The organism is Njordella aestuarii (assembly GCF_056494165.1).
On record NZ_CM151397.1, the window covers coordinates 1702567 to 1725427 of the forward strand.

A 22861-nucleotide genomic window follows, 5' to 3' on the forward strand; every position below is an offset into this window, starting at 1 on the left:
GGGAAAAGAGAATTATTCTGCGGTCTCGCGGTTCAACTGTTCGTTTAGCACTCGGAAGTATTCGGAGACTTTAGAGCGATAGTTGGCAGGCACCGCGTTCATACCTTGCCCCGCTGCCTCGCCACGAGCTTGCAACTCACTTGCGTTTTCTGAATCACTTGATTGACCAATCTGATGGCTTGAAGCGGCACCTGACATCGATTCGCGATCACCACTACCGCTGCTTGGCGCGGCCTGAGGCATTGGTAGCGATCCATACATGCCCACATTTTGCGGGCCGGGCATTCGTTGGGAGTAGCCGCCCCCCCCCCTTGCCAGCCCCATGCCTGGTTTTCCGCCTGGTTTCATTCCACTCGAGCCGGGCTTCATGCCCATCATTTCCATCATTTGCTGCATTGAACTACCGAACTTACCTGGACTGAATTTAGCCTTGCAGGCTTGCGACGCCTGATCGCCCATGCCGTTGCACTGGCTGAGAAAGCTTTCCAAAATCTCCGCGGCCTTCTGAGCGTTGGCCTGCGAGTCAGAGAACTGATTGCCAAGCAAGTTCTCTTGCGCCTTACTCATCTCCGTGGAAGCTTCGCTTTGACGAACAGCTTCAACAAACTCCAGCGCAGTCGCTTTCAGCTCGCGTGTGTCTTCATTTTCAGGCAGCGCTTCCGCATGCTGTTCAATATTATCGAGCAGTTCACTTAAGCTCTGCTTGAGCTGTTCTTGTTCGGCTTCTAGATCTGCTATACGTCTGGCGGTTTCTGGGGTCGACGCGTCCGCATTTTGCAAGCCTCTCAAGCGTTCTGATAAATCACGCTGCTGTTCAACAAGCCGACTGAAGGCAGCTTGGTCGGTCATCAAAGGCAGCATCGCCTGCATCTGATTCATCGGGTCGATGGCGTTCTCTTTTAGGTCCTTCTGCAATCCGCCTGCTTGCTGACGCATTTGTTCAATTTGTTCTTGCTGCGATTGCTCCAGTCCATTTTTGGCACCCGCCTGCATGTCACCAAGTTGTTCGCTCATCTTCTGAGCTTGTTTGGCCATTTCAGCGAGTTCTTTCGCCAGTTCCTGATCGATATCGATCGGCATCGCTTGGCGGCTAAGCTTATCTAGTTGCTCGGCGGCCTGGGCAGCAGCTTGCCGGGCGGCCTCTAATTTCTCCTGCAGTTTCGCAGCCGCTTCTGCAGAATCAGGGTTCGCTTCCAGTTCCTTCTGTGCTTCCTCTACTTCTCGCAGTGCGTTGTCCAGTTGCTCAAAATATCGCCGCGCCGCTTGGTACTTGGCTTGCATGCTCTGAGCACCTTTTTGTTGCATCATCATCTCTTGGAAGTGAGCTACAGAGATGATTTGGATCCTTGTAATTGGCGATTCTGCACCCTTTGCACCGGAGGGATCATTGTCTTCCGTCCGAGCGAACAACTGAATCTCGTCTCCCTCTTCCAAGCCATAGCTTTCCAGCGGCAGCTCCCACGATGCTTGAGCTCGTGCGGTTCCATCAACTTCCCCTCGCACCGGAGTGGCTGGTGAGCCATTCAGTGAGCGAAACAGTGTTAAGTTCGTGATGCCATAATCATCTTCGGCAAGCACGACGACTGGCAAGCGTACATCAGGCGTTGCAAGTGAAAGCTGTCGCGGTTGAGTGATCCTTACTATGGGGCGTCGATCTTCTAATATCAAAAGAGAGCCGGTCACATTATCCTGCGACTGAAGTCCGGCAATATCGAATACGCTTAGCTCAAATGTGCCCGCTTTCGACAGTGCAACCGTAGCCGTTACGGTGGTCGCCTCACCATCGCTGCTGGACGGAGTTAGCTCAAACGACTCTTCATTGCCGTCGCGATATGTTACTCGCAAGATCCCTTTCGCCAGCGGACGGTTGCTGGTGAGCTCCCATTGGACTTCGGTACCGACGAGCCCAGCGATACCTTTCTCCGGAATTGCACCGCGATAGACCGCCGCTCGGGTGTAAGCCGGAGGAGTAATCCGCACGCTGGACGACACGATTTTCGGTGTCAGTTGGACTTCCAATTGTTTAGCTGTTGAGCGGCTTGATCCGCTGCGAGCGTAGATGGTCAGCGGTTCGGTAACGCGAGTCAAGATCGCTTGGTACTCCTGGCTGTTTTGGGCCAGCATCGGCAAGACCTGCTCTTGTCCGCTCGCCGCTTTAACCACCAACTGTACGCGGTCCACGGAGCCAGACTGAATGATCGCTTTCGCAAACGCGTCAGCTCCATAGAGAACCGAAGGGCTTTCAAGTTCCAGTTCGATCAAGACGCCGGTATAAGGAGGAATATCGCTTGCCGGGTAAAGAAACCGCTGGACTTGATTCCAAGCGATCGAAGGCACAACGGCAGCGATCATGAGGCTGGCAGCAAGTGCTGCGGCTAGCATAAATCCAGCGCTGCGAATGCCAATCCAATCGGTCACTAGGTCAGGCGCGAACGTTTGTACTCGATTCGCTGCCCGCGCGGTGGCGATCTGTGCCAACCCACGTGAGAGATCATGTTTCGGCGCGACAGGATTGGTAGCTAGCTGTAGCCCAGCCAGCACTTCACCGCCACTGTTACTGCTGCGGTCCAAGACCTTCGCCACAGACGTATGCGTTGTTCGGCGAACACGATACGCTGCCAAGCCCACTAAAGCGACCAACGCAATAACAATCGCTCCACGACTGGTCCACCATCGAACGGCAGATGACATCTCCCAGACTGTATCTGCCCATAACAATACAATGAACGCGCTCAGCAGTGCCGCACATGCCAGCAACACGAGTCGGCCGACATTGATGCCGATGATCCGCCGGCGAAACGGGTTGAGAACCGCCAGAAAACTGTCGGCTGATGGGCCTTGATATATTGAGCCTGCTGACATGATTCCCTCACACAAGTCCGCTTTGACGGCGAACGATCCAAGTCCCGATCCAACCGCATAAAATTAGAAACAAAACCCACGGACGATCCCACATGGTGGTGCGAATCTCTTCGTGCTTTTGTTGCGCTTTTACTTTATCTTCAAATTGCTCGACCAGCTTTGGAATGTCCTCTGCCGTTAACACTTGACCGCCGCTGAGCCTAGCGATCTGTCGCATTACATCGGGCCGGGCATCCACTTCCAAACGTTCCATCCACGGGTCGCGAACTTCGAAAGCCGTAACCGCCAACACTTCGTCTTGCTCGCCCGTAACTGCTTTTAAGGTGTAGTAGCCGACGTCAAGTGTTCCGAGGTCCGCGCGAAACAGGTTATTTTCCAGCCCTGATGGCGTCAGAGATTTTCGCGCTGGCAAATCCATCTCCGATGATTGTAGCAGCAGGCTGATTCCAGCTTCGGCACCCGTTTCTAACCACTTTGAGCCCGAACGCAAAGTTATCGAAGCGGTCGCTTGGTCTCCCGAAATGAAAGTTGCGCGATCCGCTCGCACCGCAACGTCTTGTCCGGGCATCATGTCCTGCTGAGACACAATCCACTGGACCATCGATTGCCAAAGCCCTGGATAGATTTTCTCTTTGTCTGCATGCTGCGGTGGCAAGAAGGCCCAACGCCACATCCCAGAGCCTTCCACAACAATCGTTTGCCCACTGCCGAAAGGCTGATAGGTAACAATGGGCACTTCGGTACCACTTGTGTCGACTGCGCTTTCCAGCAACACTTGGGGCAGCCCGGCACGCGGCCGTGGTTTGGCCCCGAGTGCAAGGCTGGGCAAAGTCCCCAGTGGATCAGAACCGTCGGTAAGCAATGAGTCGAATACTGAGGAATCGATTCCATGACGGCTGACTTTAGCGCGATAGCGTGACTCTGCCGACGAAGACCATCTGACCGGAAGTATCTCGCCCAACTTGGATGCGACTTGGTCTGTTGGTGCACCACGCGAGCACAGTAAGCAACCACCTCGTTCCGAGATCCAGCTTCGCAGATGCTCAATGCCCGCCTCGGTTAAAAACGCATCCGCATCCCGCCCCAAGATGATCAATCGATATTCGTCCAATAGCTCTGGCGATTCCAGGGGTGACGATAGCTTTTCGACAATCGACCAATCGACTGACTTAAGTGCTTCCGGCTGGTCGTCCGCAAGTATTCCGGTCAAAAGAGTTGGAGCGAGTCCTGAAAGGGCGACTGGAAGACGATTCGACTTCAGCGGATTAAAGGTCAACTTTTGCTCTTGCTCGACCTTGCGTTTTAAAAACCGACCATCGCCCAGTCGAACGATCGTTGTCAAATTCACAACTGGATCGCGTGCTAAGTTACGAGTCAGAAACTTGCAGTCCCAGTACGGCTTTCCTTCCAGCACCAAGACGCCGATCGGAGCACTCAAGCGTTGTACGAGCACCATCGTTTGATTGTCGGCGGTGGTCACTTCACCTGGGACATCGCTCGCAATGACTCGATAGCGTTCCATGGCCTGTGTTACGCCTTCCTTGACCACAAACCTGACTTCTTGCGATGGCTCGCTGGTCAATCGAACCGTTTGCTCTTGAACGACCGTATCGTCGCGTAAAAGCGTAAGTCTGGTGCTTTGCCCTGCTAGCCCGCTATGCCCGACTGTAACTCTGATCGCGATCGGGTTGTTAGGGAACGCGATCATCCGCGATGACTTGGCAGTCAACGACATATTGAGCATGCCAATCGAAGTCCCCAAAGTCACGGTGTGGATCGGTGTTGCTAGAGCGTTGGATTCGACTGCTGCCTGTAGCACGCTCTCCACCGATCCGACGTTATGTGCCCCGTCGCTGATCATCAACACGGCATGCCCGAGCGGAGAACCGGCGCGCGTTGTCTGTCGAAGTGAAGAGGCAAGATCACTGTTGTAGCCTCGCGGCCATCGATCCGTTGCAGTGGGCTCGACTTTATCTGACGTGCTGGGATTCAGTTGTTCTTCGGTGATTGGGCTTATGCCGCTGTCGCCAAAGGCAAGCTTACGAACTTCAACCGTGGACTTACCTTGCTGGACTGATTTGGCTAATTCTGCTGCATAATCCCATCGCGATTGCCGCCCGCTATCGCCAGCGTCGACCGTCTGCATACTCAACGTACCATCGACCAGCACCGTAAGCAGAGGGTTGCCGGGAACAGGAGGAATGGCCTCGACCCAAGTTGGATTCAATGCAATCAAGAGCGGTCCGGTTATGCCCAGTCCAAGCAGCAATGTGATAACGATGCGTTTTGCCGGAGCGACAGACCACTGTTTCCGGATAGCATACCAAGCGACCGCCGCGAAGGCTAAGACCGCCAAGCCCCACCACAAAGTCATCGGGATTTTAGGATCAATCGTCCACATTACATTCGATTCCACCTAAGCGTTGCAATTTCTGCAACTAAGCCGAGTAAGCAGCCAACTATCAACCACTTCCAAAGGTCATCTGAGTTTGTCGAATCGACATCATTGGAGGCGAAGCCAACTTTACGTGTCCCGCTCACGCGTGTCGTCAAGATATCTTCGGACAAAGATGCTAAATCAGATTCAATCGCAGACGCACTGGTTGCAAGCAACATTTTCGGTGCACCGTTTTGTTCTAGCGCATACACACCGGCCCCGGGCGGTGCGTTCCACGACCAGATTACAGAACTCTGGTTGGCTACCCATTCCCAATTGCCAAACTCGCCATCGGCAGGCGGCGGACCTTCAAGTGTCCTGGCAACCATTTGTTCGGTACTGACGACATCTGCTGGCAGCAAACGTACGACTGGCTCGCCGCAGTGCGTTTCATCGCGCTGCCCGCGGGAAGCAAGCAGCGATTGAGCCAGTTCGCCCATGACAGGCAAATAGGTCGGTTGAATCGCCCAATTCGATCGTGACAAATCGGTATTGAGGATCGCTAATTGACCGGCCCCAACGGAAGTTGAATAAAGAAGCGCAGATGTATCGCTCAACTCCGCTAGTACTTGATCTTTGAGTCCTTCCGAAGTCGCCTTAGTCGTCAAACCGCCTGAAAAGCGTACCGGCGTGAAGAGGCTGGCCGCGTTGTTACTGCCTAACACTGCGAAAGGGGATTCGCGACTTTGGACTTGCCGGACAAAAAGGTCCTTTCGTTCACCGCTGGTTCGATCGGCCGCGAATTCCACGGGCGGCTGGAAATCGCTGCCTAACAACTCTTGCAGTTGCTTCAGATTCATTGCATCGGCAAGTTCGGTTGTCACATACAACAGGCCTTTACCGCGTCGTAATTGGGAAGCGATAAACTGCAGCGTTTCGGTTGATAGCGAACCGGGATGATCTAAAACGAAAAGATCGCTCGCTGGCCAGCTTCGCAGCGCATCGCGGCTGGGATGCACTCGTTGAACTGTTCGATTCGAAGCGGGATCGGTGAGTTCATTACCACCAAGTGCAACGGATAATACTTGCTCAAGATAGAAGCTTGACGAGGGGACCTCTTGAACGTTCTGCCGCGTCACCATGAGGACTTGCACCGGAGGGCGAACGCGAACAGCGACAGGGCGTTGGTCGTCATCTGGTAACACATCAAGATTGTTTTCGAGCCGCACCCAACCATGCTTCCAACCGACTTCGGAGAAAGTGATCGAATCGGCTAAAGTGCGCGTGCTGCTTGCTGCGAGTTTAGTTTCGATGACGCGCTGCGTATCTGTCATTTCGATCACGCAACGAACATCGACCTCGCGGTCGGAGTAATTGGCCAGTTCAATCTCGAGTTGAGTCGACTGGTTGATGATCGGTTCGGTCTGAAAACGGACGGTAGTGACGGCGATGTTGTCGGTAACTTTAGGAGCAACGCTGTGAAACTGAATTTGAGTATCGCTGGGAATCAAATCGATCATCAATTGCCCCCAGTTGTTTCGTTGGAAGTCGCTGATGATGACAAGTTCTTTCGTTTCGCCGCTCGCATTACCGAGAATCATTGCGGCCTGTTCCATTGCCGCTCGAGCGTCTGCCCGTTCTGCTCTCGGTTTGGCTTGCCGAATCGCTTCCCGTAAAGCGTTTAAATTTGGTGACATACGATCGAAAACAGGATAGCCGCGGGCTCCGGCAAATACGACAGCGGCTTGCAAGCCCGATCCGCTTTCTAAATACTGCAATGCGCTGGCCTGAGCCGCGGACCAACTGGTTACACCGCCGCTTCCGGCAGCCATGCTTTGGCTTACATCGATCACCAGCACACGCTGTGTGTTCTTGGATGCTTCCATGGGAACAGCGGGCCGAGCACTTAACATCGGTCGCGCTAGAGCAAGGGCCAGTAAGCCGATACAAAGCGTTCTTAGCAGTAGTACCAACCAGTCGCGAAATCGGCTGCGGGCTTTGCGTTGCTCGATGACTTCCTGCAAGAAGCGGATCGTCGATAACGCGAAGGGAACAGGCTTTGGCTTGGTGAGGAAGTGGACGGCAATCGGCGCGGCGAGCGCCATCATTCCCATTCCTATCGCCCAAAAATTTAAGACGCCCATTCTTTATGCTCCTCGCATAACCATGAACGATCGCAATACGTCAAGGTAGTTTTCTGATGTGCGGACCAAATGGTAATCGCAGCCTGTAGCATAGAGCGCAGACCGCGTATGCTTTAAGTGCGCCGCGAAACGCTCTTCATAGGCGCGACGAATCTCGGCAACTTGGCAATTGACGAAGCCATCGTTTTCTAGGCCAGTGAAGCGGAAGGCATTTCCCTCGGGTAGCTTTTCTTCGTTAGGATGAACGAGATGCAAGACGACGATCTCCCAGCCACGAGCTCGGAACTTTCGAAAGCTGGACAAGACTGGCTCTAAACTGGGCACTAAAAAATCGCTCATCACCAGCAAGACACCTCGACGCGATGTTTGCAGTAGCGCAGAATCCAGACCTGCAGCGAGATCTGTTTCGCCGTGCGATTTCATGCGTTCGATCTCCTGATGCACCAGAGCCCGTTGCTGCATGGAAGCCGCCGGCGCAACGTAGTGATCAATGGCCGAGTTAATCGCGCACAATCCAACCGCATCGCGGCCAAGCACAATCAAATGCGCAAGCGCCGTTGCAAAGTACTTCATCCACTCAAGTTTGGAGCCGCGTATATCGGAAGCAGAGTTGCCGCCTTGTGACATCGAACCGCTACAGTCCAACACCAGCGTGCATCGCAAGTCGGTTTCGTCTTGAAATAGCTTGAGATAAGTGCGGCCTGTTCTACCGAAAGCCTTCCAGTCGATGCGACGTAAATCATCGCCGGGAGAGTACTCGCGATAGTCGACGAATTCACCTGAGCCGCCGCGACGTTTCGCGATATGTCGGCCGGAATAAGAACCTTCGACACGACGCGATGTCGTGAAACGCATCTTCTCGAGGCCAGACAAACGGCCCGGTTCAAAAAACGTACTTTGCGATTGCATGCCGTCGAACTCCTAGAATTAAACAACTTCACAGCCGACGTCAGATTGCTTCTTTGAGCAGCGCAGCAATTAATTGCTCGACGCTGAAGTTATCTCCAATGGCACGATGGTTCATCAAGATTCGATGTCGTAGGACAGCGCTAGCGACAGCCTGCACGTCACCTGTTATCGGCGCCGTGCGACCTTCCAATAAAGCGCGAGCTTTCGCGGCTAGCACCAGATTCTGCGAACCGCGCGGACCAGCTCCGAAGGCGACGTAGTTGCGAACAACTTCCGGCGCATCGTCACATTCTGGCCGGCTTGCACTGCAGATAGCCACTGCGAGATCGACGACCGAATCGGGCACAGGTACTGCTCGCACCGTCTTGCGAAGCTCGAGAAAATCCTCTTGCGTAAGTCCACCCGAAGTAAAATCGGTTTGCTCCGCAGTTGTTCTCAATACGACTTCACGCTCTTGAGCTTTCGTAGGATAGCCAACTCGAATCTCCATCATAAAGCGGTCCAGCTGCGCTTCAGGCAAGGGGTAAGTTCCCTCTTGCTCAATTGGATTCTGCGTTGCCACGACGAGAAACGGATCATCAAGATTGTAAGTCATGCCGCCCACGGTCACATGCCGCTCGGCCATTGCCTCAAGCAGTGCCGATTGAGTCTTTGGAGCGGCGCGATTAATTTCATCGGCCAAAACAAGGTTGGCAAATATCGGTCCATGACGAAACTGCATCGTCATGTCATTTGTTTCAGCATTGCGCGCCAGCAATTCATAACCAGTAATGTCGCTGGGCATCAAATCGGGTGTAAACTGGATTCGAGAGAATTTTAGGTTTAGCGCCCGAGCGAGCGTTTTGACCATCAGGGTCTTGGCAAGTCCAGGTGCGCCAACGATCAGAGCATGCGAACCAGTTAATGCACAGATTAACAATTGGTCGAGTACGTCATCTTGACCGACGATCGACTCTTTAAGTTTGGTGCGAACTTCAACAGCTTGTCGCACAAATGTTTCACTGACCGATTTTGCATCAAGAGTAACCACGTCAACCTCAAGACAAATAAAAATGACGAGCCAGAAAGGAGTTGTTCAGCGAGCACTCCGAGGATACTCGTTTCCAAAACAGAAATCCAGCAGTGGGGTGAAATTTTGCCTTAAGTCGCGATTTTGCTAGACCTGTCTACTTACCTGGGGTGTGTTTTATCAAAGCGAACTGCGAGAAAAGCCAGGATTTGTTAGGGGGTGGAGGGAAGTTTGGGTCGGAGTGCAAGCAACCGTAACACGGTGGCAGGTCGGCACCTGTGCACCGGATACGCACGATTTTCGTAGACGACCAGCTTGGTTTGCAAAAACATAGCAACAAACCGCGCCGCGACTCACGGAGCAAGCACTCGAATGGGGTCGCCTGGGTTGTAACGAAATTATAACCAGCCTAACGCGGCACTGCCCTAAAATTACAACTGGGCGTGTCCCAGTCGAACTATGATCCAATCGTTGCGTTTAGGATCGTCAATTAATCAAGTCAAGCTTGGTGGTGAAACAATCAAGTGCTGCGTCAGAGCTTAATCGTAGGGTCGGTCCGCAAACGTCTTGCTCGCAAAGCTCCGAAGGTTGAGAGAGCTTAGGTGTCTAGCTTGCCAAACTTATTCACCCACGAGACGAGCTCGTGGGGGTCAAAAAAGATGTGGGGTTATAAAAAGCTTGGTGTCCTCGAAGTACACGTACTCGGTCCCACTTTACTGTTTAGGTGCGTAAGCCTGCGGTCGTTGGCTAAACGAGCCTTGGGTTCACCGAGGGTTTAAGACCGAGTCGGCTGCTTTGAGCAATGATCGTTCGTCGTCAACGTCATTGTCGAGCGACCAAATCATGACGCCAGCTAGATCCTGGTCGACGACGTATTGGCATTTTGCGTTGATGGTCGGTATTCCATTGTACCAGATGGTGTTGCCTACTTTGTCGAGTTTTTCTGCACCTGGATGAGCGGCAAGAATCGTATCGTAACCGATGCCGCCTTTCTTAAAATCCTGCCCAAAACCGTACCCGTAAAAGGGTAGCCCCAGAACTGCTTTCGATTTCGGTAGGCCGCGCTTGAGCCAGTACTCTGTGTTGGATTTTGAAAATTCGAAGGAAGAGTGTTGCCCCGGAGAATCAGGTGCCCACGAGCCTGCTCCGTCGTACGCCATGATGTTGACAAAATCAAATTTGTTAAGCGTCTCGGTCGGTACTTTGTCACCGCCATAGCCCTTTGATAATGCACTCGTGAGTAGCTTTTGGTTGGGCGTGAAAAGCAACGAAAGTTCTTCGATGAATGGTCCATAGTCCTCATTGATCGATGGGCCTTCAATATCGATATCAATACCGTCAAGATTGTGTTCGACTACATAGGCATACAAGCTGGCTGCAAAAGATTTTCGTCGAGTGGCACTCATTAGATCAAAGTATAGCGATTGCATGGCGCCTTTGCCTGAAACACCACCGCCGCCGATCGACACTTGAACCTTTACGTGGTTCGCATGGGCCGCGTCGATTAGTTGGCGATTACCTTCGTGAAAGGATAAATTGCCAGAATCGTCCGTGGGGTTTTCGAACGCTATGTTGATGTGCGTCAACTTTTCATAGGCAATATGCTTCGAAAACTCACCCAAGTTCACCCAGTTGGGTACATACGCGACGACCAGTCGATCTTGAGCAAGCAGCAGCGAACTACTGCAGAGGAATGCGAAGAGCGCCGCTAGCGAAGGGAGAATCTTTGAGATTAACATAGGACGATGCTGCAATATTGAGGTGGGAATTGGGGTGAGCAATTCAATGTACCCGAATTTAAGGAATGCTCCCATCATCTATCGCCTAGTCGACAGCTGCCGAAACTGCAGCGAACTGTGGGTGCGTTCGCGGAATTAAAAGGTTATATTCTTCAGAACAAGTCCGGCTCGAATTCTGGCTTGCTACGAACTGCGTCCTGATAAAAGAAAGTATCCATGCTGCTCAACATTAACGACGAGCGTTTTTTTGAACTCCCAGATGCGGCGACGATCCGCAGTGAGATTGAAAAACTTGCCCCGCAGCATTTTATTGTTCTCAGTCGCGCTGACCAGGAATATATCCAAGCATTCTGTAACGAAGACGGAACTTTTCAGTTGGAATTCCGACAAGGATCGGAGCAGCAGCACTTCGGCACCAATACTTCAAAGACCTTCATTGATGATGTGCTTAGAGCGTTTGACGCGTACATCAATGATGTGGACGGTTGGCATGACCAATGGCAATGGACCAGAGTTGATCTGTCCGACGACCTTATCGTTGAAGACGATGAAAGTTCGGATGACTTGGGGGAGACTGATGACAGCGAGCCAAGCGTTGGTAGCGATGAAGATGACAGCGATCTGGTCTGCGAAGACGACGACGAGGACGACGACGAGGAAGTCGAATTCAATGGTATGTGGATGTCTGCGGGATGGCCTGAGAAAATTACAAAGGCGCAGCAAATTACACACGTCGAAATTGACGGCAAGTTCATGAAGCGTGTTCGATTCGGCGAAGAAAAGGACTACGGGGGGCCGAATTCCTCGAATTGTGGCGATTGTGGCGTCTTGCCGATGCAACTGCACGTGCCGGGTTGTGACACAGAGGAATGCCCGGCTTGTGGCTTGCAAATGATCTCGTGCGACTGCGAATGTGAGATGAACATCGACGATTGAGAAATGCTCTCATTCCGGGTTAGTTTGCGATCAGTCTTGACGCAGCGCCTCAAAATATGGGAAGCAGGAGGCCGTTGAAGGAGCTAACGTTCAAGACGTTTGCGCTTTCTCGCACACGTCTCTTAGCGTTTAAGTTCTCGTTGGTGTTCGAATGGCTCTCATACGTGCGTCTAGAAATGACCGCCGGCGGCGGACGATGCGCGAAGCGGTCGCTGCTGATAGCGGTGTCGCCGTAGAGACGGTGCGCGCTCGTTCAAGACGACGGCAAGCGGCCGAAGAGACTGAAGATCAGGCAGCTTCATTGCAACGCAGAGATCCTGGCTACAGTCAGGAAGTCCGGTTTGCATGCCAGCAGAGATTGGTCCAGCTGATACCGGTCCGTAAGGTCGCCATGGCCACACTAGCCGGCGTGCTAGGTGGAGTATGGCTATGTCTTATCTTGGCTCATTACCTTCTTCGGATTGCCTACCGACCGCTTGAAGGTTTGCCCATTGAGCATTTTTTCGACCTGCGATCGCCGCACGGGTTAAGCCATTGGTTGGGCTGCCAGTTCTGGTTGCTCACGGGCATAGCTTCGTTATTGATTTTACAGCTACGCCGCCACAAATTGGACGATTACCGAGCCAAGTATCGCATTTGGATTTTTCTGGCGATCGGATGCTTCTTCAGCAGCTTTGACGCTGAAACCTCCGCTCTGTACATCATCGGACTTACAATTGATCCATGGACGCAGCGTGAGCTCGGTTACCACGGTTGGCCAGTAGTTCTTGCATCGTACGCGTCTCTAGTGGGTGTATTAGGGCTTCGACTCTGTACCGAGTTAAAAAGTTCGCCGGGGTCGGTCACGTTATGGCTGTTCGGATTGCTTTCGTGGGCCTTTAGTGCCGTCGTTGGTACGGGGCTGTTTAAGCTCACCTGGGATGCACCGACCATCGACCTGGCAGTCGGAAGCACTTGGTTGGGCGGCATATTCTGCGTCTTTTTGGCAGCGACGTTGTACCTACGTCACATCTACATCCAAGCACAGAAACGATTCGCGTTACGTAACAAGTGGCTAGCCGAACGGGCTGCATGGCAAATGCCCAAGCTTCAGAATCCACTTACCGCCCTGTCAGGAAGCCGTTTTGCCAGCGGGCTGAAATCAAAATTCCGCCGTGGCGAATCGGTTACCGTCGGCGAGCAAGTCCATTCAGCCAAACGCAATGTTGCTAACGAGAGAGCTGATGCCGAAAGGGTTGCTGTGCAGAAGCAGGCCTTCAGTCGCGCCCAAGAGGAACTAGAGGACGAGGACGATGACGACGAAGATGAGACAGAACAAGCTACGTCTTCGCGTCCGAATTTCACGACTCCTCGGGTGACGACGCCGACGAAATTCACAAATGCGCCGACTAAATCCGAAAGGCCACAACAGGATGAGAAGCAAGCAAATCCGGCTGGCAAGAGTCGCTGGTTTGGTTGGTTGCAGCCACGACCTAAACCTGAGTTAGGCGAAGACTACTCTGACCTGGGCAAGGAGACCCGCGTCCGTGATCGAGGCTTGGCAACAGGCTTCGAGAAAGTCGGAACGGTATCCGAGAGCACTACAGCGGTTGCAACGAAGGCATCTCAATCGACCAAGGAAGCTTCAGAGCCTTCGAAATCAAGATTCTCGAATCCGTTCAGTCGTTCACGAAATACTGTGATTGAGGGTTCTGAAGGTAAACCAGTTGCTAAAACCGCGGCTAAACCTGATCTGATTAAGTCAGGCAATACTGATGTCGAAGTGGGTGAGAAATCGAAACGTAATTGGTCGTTCTCACTTCGCAGAAAACCAGCCGCTGAACCGAAAGCAAAAACAGAAACGGAAGGCAAGCCTGGCCGCCGTTTGTTCTCTAGGTCTGCCAAGCCGGTTGCGGCCGAGAAAGCTAAACCAACGATTGACAAGGCAGACAAGCCGAAGAAAAAGTTCCGACCTTTCGGCTTCCTGGATAGTTTGACACTCAAGCCACCCACGGCAACTGCTGCTCCCTCAACTTCGGCAGCGAAATCACAACCGGAGTTGAAGAAGCCTACGACGCAACCACAGATAAGCATCCCGTCGACGTCCAGCGTTTCAACTTCGCGAGACGATTATGACGAACCTATGCAAAGCGCTTCGATGGGGAATCTCGACGAGATCGAAGACTCGGCTGAGTATCGCAACATGAGTAAAGCGGAACGCAAACGACTCCGTCGGCAGCAGGGGCAAAACCGAGCTGCCTAATGAGATATAGGCAATGTGTTTGCACTACGCGATCTCGCCCCTAAAAACTCAGCCTCTCGGAGACTGAGACATTGCGAGTGTGGGCGAATATCGGATACGTGGTTAGGCTACTCGGGCTTAAACACGACCGTTGCCAGTGGTGGTAGCGTTATTTCCATCGAATGTGGACGACCTTGGTACGCATGATTGGTTTCAGCATGCACGCCAGGGAAGTTGCCGACATTGCTGCCACCGTAGTGGGCAGAATCGCTATTGAAGACTTCGCGGTAGAAGCCTGCCTTTGGCAATCCCATGCGGTACTTTCTAACTACAGGCGTAAAGTTCGACGTGATGATGACAAAGTCGCCGTCGGTTCGAGACTTTCGCATTGCCGTAAGGACGCTATCTTCAGCGCTCATGCAGTCGATCCATTCAAAGCCGTCGCCGCCGAAGTCGTTCTCGTGCAACGCAGGCTCGTTGCACATCAGCTTGTTAAGGTCCGAGATCAGCTTTTGAATTCCACGATGAGTATCCCATTGCAGCAGATCCCACTGCAATTCGCCATCGTAATTCCATTCATGCCACTGCGCTAGTTCGCAACCCATGAACAGCAGCTTCTTGCCAGGATGCGTCCACATATACGAGTAGAGCAATCGTAGGTTAGCGAACTTCTGCCATAGATCGCCAGCCATTTGGGCGATCAAGGAACCTTTACCATGTACGACTTCGTCATGAGAAAGGGGCAACGTGAAGTTCTCGGTGAACGCGTAGACCATGCTGAAGGTCAACTCGTTGTGATGGAACTTGCGATGAATTGGTTCATGGCGAATGTATCGCAATGTATCATTCATCCAGCCCATGTTCCATTTGAGCGAAAACCCGAGACCATTCTCATACGTTGGTCGCGAAACGCCAGGCCAAGCCGTGGACTCTTCGGCGATTGTTAGAACACCTGGGTACTGCGCGTGAGTTTGTTCGTTAAATTCTTTTAGTAGATGGATCGCTTCAATGTTTTCGCGGCCACCGTATTGGTTCGGAATCCACTCGCCCTCTTTGCGGGAGTAGTCAAGGTACAGCATGGACGCAACGGCGTCGACGCGGAGGCCGTCGATATGATACTTGTCTAACCAAAACAGAGCGTTGGAAATGAGGAAGTTATGGATCTCTGTTCGTCCGAAATTGAAGATCATCGTCCCCCAGTCAGGGTGTTCGCCTTGCCGCGGATCTTCGTGTTCGTACAAAGCGCTTCCATCGAATCGACGCAAGCCGTGTCCGTCCTTCGGAAAGTGAGCCGGAACCCAGTCGATGATTACTCCAATGTTATTCTGATGGCAGTAGTCGACGAAATACATGAAGTCTTCGGGAGTACCATAGCGGCTGGTGACGCTGAAATAACCGACCGTTTGGTAGCCCCATGAGCCTGTAAACGGATGCTCCGAAATCGGCAGGAGTTCGAGGTGAGTGAACCCCATCTGTTGGCAGTACGCGACCAACTCGTGCGCAAGGTCACGGTAGTTCATCCAGCCATGAACGCCACCTTCCCGTTTACGCCAAGAGCCGAGGTGGACTTCATAAACGGAGATCGGTTTTTCAAGTTGATTCTCTCGCGTCCGACGCTCGATCCAATTCTGATCCTGCCACTCATACTTATCAAGCGATTGCACCACCGAGGCAGTTCGCGGAGGAAGTTCGGCAAAGAAACCATATGGGTCGGTTTTGTCGATCGTCTGGCCGTCACACGTGCGGACGCGGAACTTATATTTCATGCCCACGCCGATGTTAGGAACAAAGATTTCCCAAATACCAGCCGGGACATGCTTGTTCATTGTGTGGGAGCGACCATCCCAACAATTGAAGTCACCCACAACTTGGACGCTTTGTGCGTTAGGGGCCCACACGGAGAAGTTTACGCCTTCGACGCCATCGATGGTGCGCAGATGAGCGCCCAGTTTGTTATAAATCTGCCAGTGACGGCCAGAGTTGAACAAGTGCTTGTCAAAATCCGTTATCAGTGGTGTCGTCGCGTAGGGATCGTGCATCTCGGTGATCTTTCCATCGGAGTTCGCAGCGCGTAGACGATACGCAAAAGCGTTTCCAGCATTGTCAGGCATGCCGCCACTCTGCACAACTGCCGTTCCGTCGAGGTAGCCTTCGAAAATTCCTTGCGGGTGGATTTTTCGCATTGGACGCGTGATATTTCGCTTGGTATCGAGCAACCAAGCTTGCTCGAACTGCGGCAAAAACGCTCGCACATTGACGGCATCGCGACCATCGATGTTGACTCTGCGTGGCCCCAGCACGTCTGCGGGATTCCGCAATTCTCCGCGCAAGATTGCATCCAGATCATTCAAGCTTAATCGTGGAGAACCGATGCTGGTGTTGTTCGACATGTCACTGGAGATTAAAGACACTGTAAATGGCTCCGTTCTAAATCGCGTAATCTGACACGACTGCGAGTATCAGTGGTTCTTAAAAATGAATCTTGGTTTGGGCGTTTGCGAGATCGAGTGCAAACGCTGGCATTGGGTGTTCGATGGGTCTGTCGCGCGGCTGATCTGAATCAAAAAATGCCGCGTTGGAAATCGTTATGATGATTGGCAACCCGCATTCGAGATGCTCCTGTAAATGCTTGGCAGAAGGCATCGAAAGCAGCCTCACATGCAAATACCATGCGCTCAGGCGTTTGTAGCACGAACCGCAAGGCAGCCAATGAGATTTGGCCCAGGTTGTTAAGCTTTCTGCCCACACACTTCAACAGGGAAGAAACTAAAATGCGCTTGGACCGTTCAAGCGGCTGGTGCTGAATATTAATGACATCAAAATCGATCGACAGTTCTTCGTCTGACTCGGTTAGTGCAACCGCTGCATTGTTGTTCGATTCGATGAGGCGACAGTCAACTTCGTGGAACGCCATAGCGACATCGATACGTTGCCACAAGTCAGCGTTCCGAATAGGTTTTTCTGTGCCAAAATGTTCCCAGCGGTAGTTGCTTTCGCGCCATTCTTTCAGACCGTATCGCATTCCTTTGTTTACATAGCCGCTGGACGTGACCAGCGTCACGCTGCTGGGCTGCTCGAGTGCTTCTAGCCCGCGAACAACGGCCATCAACGAGCCTCGCTCGCGTGTTAGCTCTGGTTCGCTATCGGCGATTTCGATCCGGTCGCGGTTCTCTAGATTGTCCAACACGCATCGCCATTTACAGCGAACCGGTGCGGCACTAGTGGCTGATGCTTTTTGTGCGACTGCGGAATCGCAAAAGAGCAAGAAGTGTGGTTTCCGTACGGCCATTTTTCGATTTGCTTGCGAGTAAGCTTTGCTACAACCATGTGCAACGAATTTGCTATCGAATGAATACCCGAAAATCTTTGCCAAGCCAGCAAAGTTTGCCCAGCCACTTGCAAAAAAGAACAGGACTCTACCGAATATGACGACAGGTCCTGTTGGATCGGCAAGAAAATTTTTTGCAACGCTTGCACCATGTCGAATCCCGACCTAGCTTGGCGCCTCGCAGTAGCTTACCGAAGCTTGAACTATGGGAGTGCTCGTGGGACAAACACTTCGGCGATGGTATGCGATGGGTCGCCATAAGTTCGAAAATGAACCGCGTCCAACTGCTCGGGCAGATCGGCTCGTGAGGTCTTGGGGTTGAGAATCAGATAATCGTACGCGATGCCTTCTGCTTGAAAGAAGCCTTTGTCGTTCAAGGCTAAAGTCGTATCTCGACCCGCTAAATAAAAATCAAATACGTAGGATCGATCGACTAGATAACGACCCTCGGCCGGCAAGTCGCGTAGCAACTGAGCGACCATGGCGGGGCTGCTGAATCCAGGTCGCCCCCAGTTTTGAACCGTCTGCAGCCAGACCCGAATGCCGCTACCGATTGACAAACACGCCAGGCCGAACACTGTCAGGCTGACGAGTGCTGTTCTGCGAGCAGCCACAGATACATTGAACGCGTCGATGGCAAAAGTCATGCAGCGGGCCAGACCGATGAACATGAAAAGTGCAGGATATGCCCAATAGCCGACCGTCGGGTGCATTCCCTGCAACGCGATCAACAAGTAGATCGATGTCCAACCGAAGAACGCATTCGTTCGCAGAGCGGGCTGGCGGCGAATGTCGATCAGCGTGCCGCCGACTATGCCCGTTAGCATGATCGTCAGTTGAATTGGTCCGACGCGGTCTGCCACAAGTTGAAAATGGTATTGCAGTGACGGCCAAATCCACAAGAAACGCGCAAGTAGTCCTGAGCTTGTTCGATTAAGAACGTTGTTGGAAAACTGAGTGACGAAAAGCTCTCGGTCCTGAAAGATGAGCAACGCCCACACTGAAGCCACGAACAAGGTGATTGAAGTGAGAGCTGTGGCGTCTAGCAATCGACTCCGAAAAGTTCGAGAGTTGCACAGTAGAACCCACAAACCTATCTGAATGCAATATACAATAGCAAACGGATGCACAAGAATCCCAAGCCCGCAGAATACTCCCGTCGCGGCCAGCCATCGGTACTGCTGTCGTTGGTTCCATTGCAAGATGCTGCAGACTGCGGTGATGCCGAACATAGTGCACAACATGTCGGGACGTACTGTTGTGGCTGGGAAGAAAAAAACTCGGGACAACGAATAGAACAGTGCGGCGATCAGGCCGACTCGCGGATCTTTGTAGAGCAGTCTGCCTAACCAAGCTAATAGCAAGAGCACGACGATTCCAGAAGTGATCGACGCCATCCGTGCGGCTCCATAGCCCGGTCGTAATACCGCAAAGAATAACGCTTCCCAGTAGAAGAAGCCGGGCGACATACCAAACAAGATCTCATCGCCGCGAAAGAAAACGCTTTCAGGATCTCGTGCTGGAGCGTATGGAATACGCGGGATGCCTTCCTGAAGCACTGTCCAGCCGGGGACTGTGAACCAGTCTTCATCGACGGCTCCGTTTTGCATCCAAGCAACGGGGACTCGAAATGCAAGGTATGCAGCGATAATAAGACCAAGCATCAGAACGTACCGAACCCGGCCGATACACGTGTCGCTTGCTTGAGTGGAAGTGACTGATCTCTCAGCTACATCCGCAGTCGAACTCCCCATTATTATCCATTCTGTGCGGCAAATAGAATTGAGGCCGCATCATACGCTTAAGAATTGTCTGCTGACTTATGGAAGTGCGGAATCGGTAGAGGTTAGTTTACCATCAATGATCGCGTCGAGCACCGTGTCAAGATTTTCCGACCAACCACCAACCAAGGACTGCTCACGAGCGAAGTCCTCAATCTCGTCGACCTTGAATCGCTTTCTCGATGTAACATTGTACGACTTTGTGATGCTTTCCTTCGGGAAGATTCCGGTGCTGTCATAGCTCGTGATCAGGACGCTGCCTCGCACGGTCGTGGTTCGGACCGACGAAGGTGGCAGATACGATTCTAGATAGACCAGTTCTGTTCGTTCGTTATCCGTGATGAAAACATGGTTGTCTAAGCGATTGGGATCCTTGGATTCGCGGCCACGAACAAAAGCGAATTCGAAGCGGTCTTCGGAGCGAAATTTAGAGGTCTGTACGGTGTTGCGGAAAAGCAAAACGAGCGTACGAAGTTCTTCAGGCTTAACGATTCGACTATCGCTCTTGCGGAAAACGCCTAGGGAATGAAAGTCACGGACGCTGTTGGCCACGACGGCTTCAAACTTTTGGGTCAGTTTGGAACCGCGGTACTGGGCAGTGACGGCGATGGGGCGATGATGATAGTAGAGCTTTCGATCGAGCAGGTCTCGACGCACACGTGCTTGCACGATGACAAAATTTTCGTCCAGGTAATCGAGAATTTGGCGACCGCTGAGCGTTGGGAGGGAGATTCTGTCGACTGCATCGATTTCGAGTCCGACCGACAGCAGGCTATGCCGAGCGGTTGGAATCGCGGTAATTCCGCCCCGCTGGGCCTGGCGGCGGTCGCGGTCGGTTAAATAGAGCGAAAACGAAGTTTGTTCGAGCGATTCGCCGTCGGGTAAGATTTCGCAAGCGTCGACGCGGCTGCGCCGATGAGCTTCGTCGACCTCCGATTTCGTCATCGGTATCGATCGAATCGTTTTGACATCCTTGAATTCGTCAATCGACAACCCGATATTGGGCGTCGAGAGTACCATCAGGAAGGCTGCCAGTAGGGCTTGAGATTTCATTTTGTGAACTGTCAGGGTTGAAGTCAAAAATGGGTGTTTGGCTGTCGCAATTATTTCGTGCCAGTATTCGAAAGCGAGGGCTCGGCGGCACTTTTTAAGCCTACGTTTCATTTTTGTACTGCAGACCCGAAAAAAGGCTGCAGGCTCCAGGCTGCGGACGACGCGAAAAAGTGGTCGGAAAAGTCTGGGCGAAGAGCGTACCGACTACTAATCTCCCGTAAGTGGGTTACAATGGGCCGTCAAACGACATTTGACGTTTATTCAAATTGTGTAACCTATCTATCCATCTTATTTGCTAAGGGCCACGCTTCATGTCCAAAGCCGAAAATAATTCGCGTCCTTCTTCGTCGCGATCTTCGCATTTAGCCTCCAGACGCCGTTTCTTGGGAACAACCGCAGGCGCTGCAGCGACTGGTTTGGCAGTACCAATGATTCTGCCCCGACTGTCTTACGCTCAAGGTAGCAATGACAAGTTGACTATTGCATCCATCGGCGTGGGCGGCCGTGGATCGGATATTGGTAACCAAGCAGCAGATCTTGGCAAGACCATTGCTTGCGTCGACGTTGATCGCAAAAACGCAGAACGCTTTTCAAACAGTCGCAAGGAAAAAGGGGACGACATCAAGGTCTACACCGACTATCGCGAGATGTTGGAGCAGGAAAAAGATGTTGATGCGGTAACCATCGGAACTCCTGACCACTGGCACGTTAAGATTGCAATTGAGGCATTGAAGGCCGGCAAGCATGTTTACTGCGAAAAGCCGCTAACGTTGACTCTGGAAGAAGGCAAGTTGATTAAGGAAGCGGTCGCCAAATACGGTAAGACCTTCCAAGTCGGTACTCAACAACGCAGCGAGTTCAATCGCAACTTCCTAACCGCAGTCGCTCTGGCGCAGAGCGGTCGTCTGGGTGACAAGCTGAGTGCGATCAGCTCGGTCGGTAAAGCTGCATCGCGCAGCAATAACAAGGACGCTCCATTTGGTCCGTTCCCTGTTGAAGCTCCGCCTGAGCAATTGAACTGGGACATGTGGCAAGGTCCTGCTCAAGCGACCGATTATGTTTCGGAGCGCGTGGGTTGGAACTTCCGTTGGTGGTTCGAGTACTCCGGTGGTCAGGTTACTGACTGGGGCGTGCATCACACTGACATTGCATTCTGGGCTCTGGCTGGCAAAGATGGCCAAGCGATCGCTGCGGAAGGTACCGGTGAGTTCATGGGCGTCGATCGTGAGAAGAACTTGGCCTTCTTGACCGGCAAGATCCCAATCACTGAAATGCCGCATGCGTGGAACGTCGCTTATGCGTTCGATGTTGATGTTAGCCTTTCAACTGGAAACACCATCAAGATTGTAAGTGGAGACAACCAATTGATCTTGGAAGGAGAGCGTGGACGCATTCTTGTGAATCGCGGTCGACTAACGGGAGCTCCTGTCGAAGAGTTGAACAACGATGCTAAGGCTAAAGCTGACATCGAAGAGCGAATGGCTGACTTGTACGGTGGCGAATTGCCCGGCCGCGGTAACGCTCACATGAAGAATTTCTTTGATTGCGTTGCATCGGGCAAGCAGCCTGTCGCCAACGTCAACGATCACGTTCGTGCTGTGAACGCATGCCATTTGGCAAATATTGCGCTCGTTGCGGGTCGTAAGGTTGAGTACAACCCAGACACAATGCAGTTTAAGAATGACGAAGAAGCAAACGCCATGATTGGTCGTAAGCGTCGTGCAGAATACGACATTCAGGTCTAATCTTTTGTTGTCTGACGATACTAGACAATTAAAATGACACGAGGCGAGTCTGATTTCAGGCTCGCTTCTTTATTGTTGTTCGAGTTTGTTGAGAAACCTATGACTGACGCAAAGGAGCTTGCTGTTCAAATCGCGGCGCAGGGGCCGGTGAATGCACGCTGGCGCAAGCAGCTTTACGAAACGTTGCAAAGTCAAGAACTTCTTGAAATCGATGTTCCGGAAGCTTCCCACTGTTTCGCTCCGGCGTTGTGTGCAGCGGGTCGGTTGATCTTGAACGGTAGCCTGGGCGACTATGCGTTGTCCAATCTAGAGAACACTGACATAACTGTTCGAGGGGACGTTGGCTACGCGGCGGCGCAGGCGATGCGAAGCGGCTTTGTGCATGTAACTGGGACCGTCGGGCCGATGTTTGCGGCCAATTCGGTCGGAGGTGCTGCGATTATTGACTCCGATGCGGGTGCATGTTGTGGCGCGAATGCAGCCGATACCGATATCTTTGTCATTAAGAACGTTGGAGCTCGCGCAGGTTACAAGCTGCGTTCTGGTGTCGTAGTCATCGGCGGCGATTGTGGCGACGAGCTTGGTTATGGGGCGACTGGCGGTGTGTTCTATGTGCGGGGCAAAGCTAGCAGTGTCGCAAAGAATCTTTACGAAACGCGGATGCGCGAACCAGATCGATTGCGATTGAGTTTGATTTTGGTTCGAGCGAACGTGTCGCTCAGCCCCAAGGATTTTCGAGTTTACAAGCCGGAATAGA

14 protein-coding genes are annotated in these 22861 nt (G+C 52.4%); 4 read left to right on the forward strand and 10 right to left on the reverse strand.

Annotated elements, in window-relative coordinates:
• Positions 1-12: 12 nt before the first annotated feature.
• The 6 genes from SH451x_RS06485 to SH451x_RS06510 form a co-directional block, all read right to left on the reverse strand.
• Positions 13-2862, reverse strand: coding sequence for a coiled-coil domain-containing protein (locus SH451x_RS06485; protein ID WP_479361633.1), 2850 nt, complete (start codon positions 2860-2862; stop codon positions 13-15).
• 7 nt (positions 2863-2869) lie between these two features.
• The gene (locus SH451x_RS06490; RefSeq protein WP_479361634.1) at positions 2870-5263 is read right to left on the reverse strand and encodes a hypothetical protein; all 2394 of its coding nucleotides are present in this window, start codon (positions 5261-5263) and stop codon (positions 2870-2872) included.
• Positions 5263-7383 (reverse strand): vWA domain-containing protein, encoded by a 2121-nt coding sequence (locus SH451x_RS06495; RefSeq protein ID WP_479361635.1) that lies wholly within the window; start codon positions 7381-7383, stop codon positions 5263-5265. Before SH451x_RS06495 ends, SH451x_RS06490 begins: the two co-directional genes overlap by 1 nt.
• A gap of 3 nt (positions 7384-7386) precedes the next feature.
• The gene (locus SH451x_RS06500; RefSeq protein WP_479361636.1) at positions 7387-8292 is read right to left on the reverse strand and encodes a DUF58 domain-containing protein; all 906 of its coding nucleotides are present in this window, start codon (positions 8290-8292) and stop codon (positions 7387-7389) included.
• A gap of 40 nt (positions 8293-8332) precedes the next feature.
• Positions 8333-9322: an AAA family ATPase gene (locus SH451x_RS06505; protein WP_479361637.1), complete on the reverse strand. Its 990-nt coding sequence runs from the start codon at positions 9320-9322 to the stop codon at positions 8333-8335.
• A gap of 743 nt (positions 9323-10065) precedes the next feature.
• Positions 10066-11040: a glycosyl hydrolase family 18 protein gene (locus SH451x_RS06510; protein ID WP_479361638.1), complete on the reverse strand. Its 975-nt coding sequence runs from the start codon at positions 11038-11040 to the stop codon at positions 10066-10068.
• 216 nt (positions 11041-11256) lie between these two features.
• On the opposite strand from SH451x_RS06510, the gene SH451x_RS06515 reads away from it, so the two are divergent.
• Positions 11257-11976 carry a hypothetical protein gene (locus SH451x_RS06515; RefSeq protein ID WP_479361639.1) on the forward strand — a complete coding sequence of 240 codons (720 nt, stop codon included), beginning with the start codon at positions 11257-11259 and terminating at the stop codon, positions 11974-11976.
• A gap of 151 nt (positions 11977-12127) precedes the next feature.
• A complete protein-coding gene (locus tag SH451x_RS06520) occupies positions 12128-14218 on the forward strand; it encodes a hypothetical protein (RefSeq protein WP_479361640.1) in 2091 nt (696 codons plus the stop codon).
• Between the two features lie 107 nt (positions 14219-14325).
• Here SH451x_RS06520 and glgB read toward each other — a convergent pair whose 3' ends face one another.
• The 4 genes from glgB to SH451x_RS06540 form a co-directional block, all read right to left on the reverse strand.
• Positions 14326-16587, reverse strand: a complete 2262-nt coding sequence (gene glgB, locus SH451x_RS06525) for a 1,4-alpha-glucan branching protein GlgB (protein ID WP_479362889.1) — start codon at positions 16585-16587, stop codon at positions 14326-14328.
• A 170-nt stretch (positions 16588-16757) separates the two neighbouring features.
• A complete protein-coding gene (locus SH451x_RS06530) occupies positions 16758-17486 on the reverse strand; it encodes an RNase H family protein (RefSeq protein ID WP_479361641.1) in 729 nt (242 codons plus the stop codon).
• Between the two features lie 242 nt (positions 17487-17728).
• Positions 17729-19189 (reverse strand): glycosyltransferase family 39 protein, encoded by a 1461-nt coding sequence (locus SH451x_RS06535; RefSeq protein WP_479361642.1) that lies wholly within the window; start codon positions 19187-19189, stop codon positions 17729-17731.
• Positions 19190-19345: 156 nt separating this feature from the next.
• On the reverse strand, positions 19346-20359 hold the full coding sequence (locus SH451x_RS06540; RefSeq protein WP_479361643.1) for a hypothetical protein: 1014 nt from the start codon (positions 20357-20359) through the stop codon (positions 19346-19348).
• Positions 20360-20670: 311 nt separating this feature from the next.
• Between SH451x_RS06540 and SH451x_RS06545 the strand changes: the two genes are divergently transcribed.
• Positions 20671-22104, forward strand: a complete 1434-nt coding sequence (locus SH451x_RS06545; protein ID WP_479361644.1) for a Gfo/Idh/MocA family protein — start codon at positions 20671-20673, stop codon at positions 22102-22104.
• Positions 22105-22203: 99 nt separating this feature from the next.
• Positions 22204-22860: a hypothetical protein gene (locus tag SH451x_RS06550; protein ID WP_479361645.1), complete on the forward strand. Its 657-nt coding sequence runs from the start codon at positions 22204-22206 to the stop codon at positions 22858-22860.
• Position 22861: the final 1 nt, after the last annotated feature.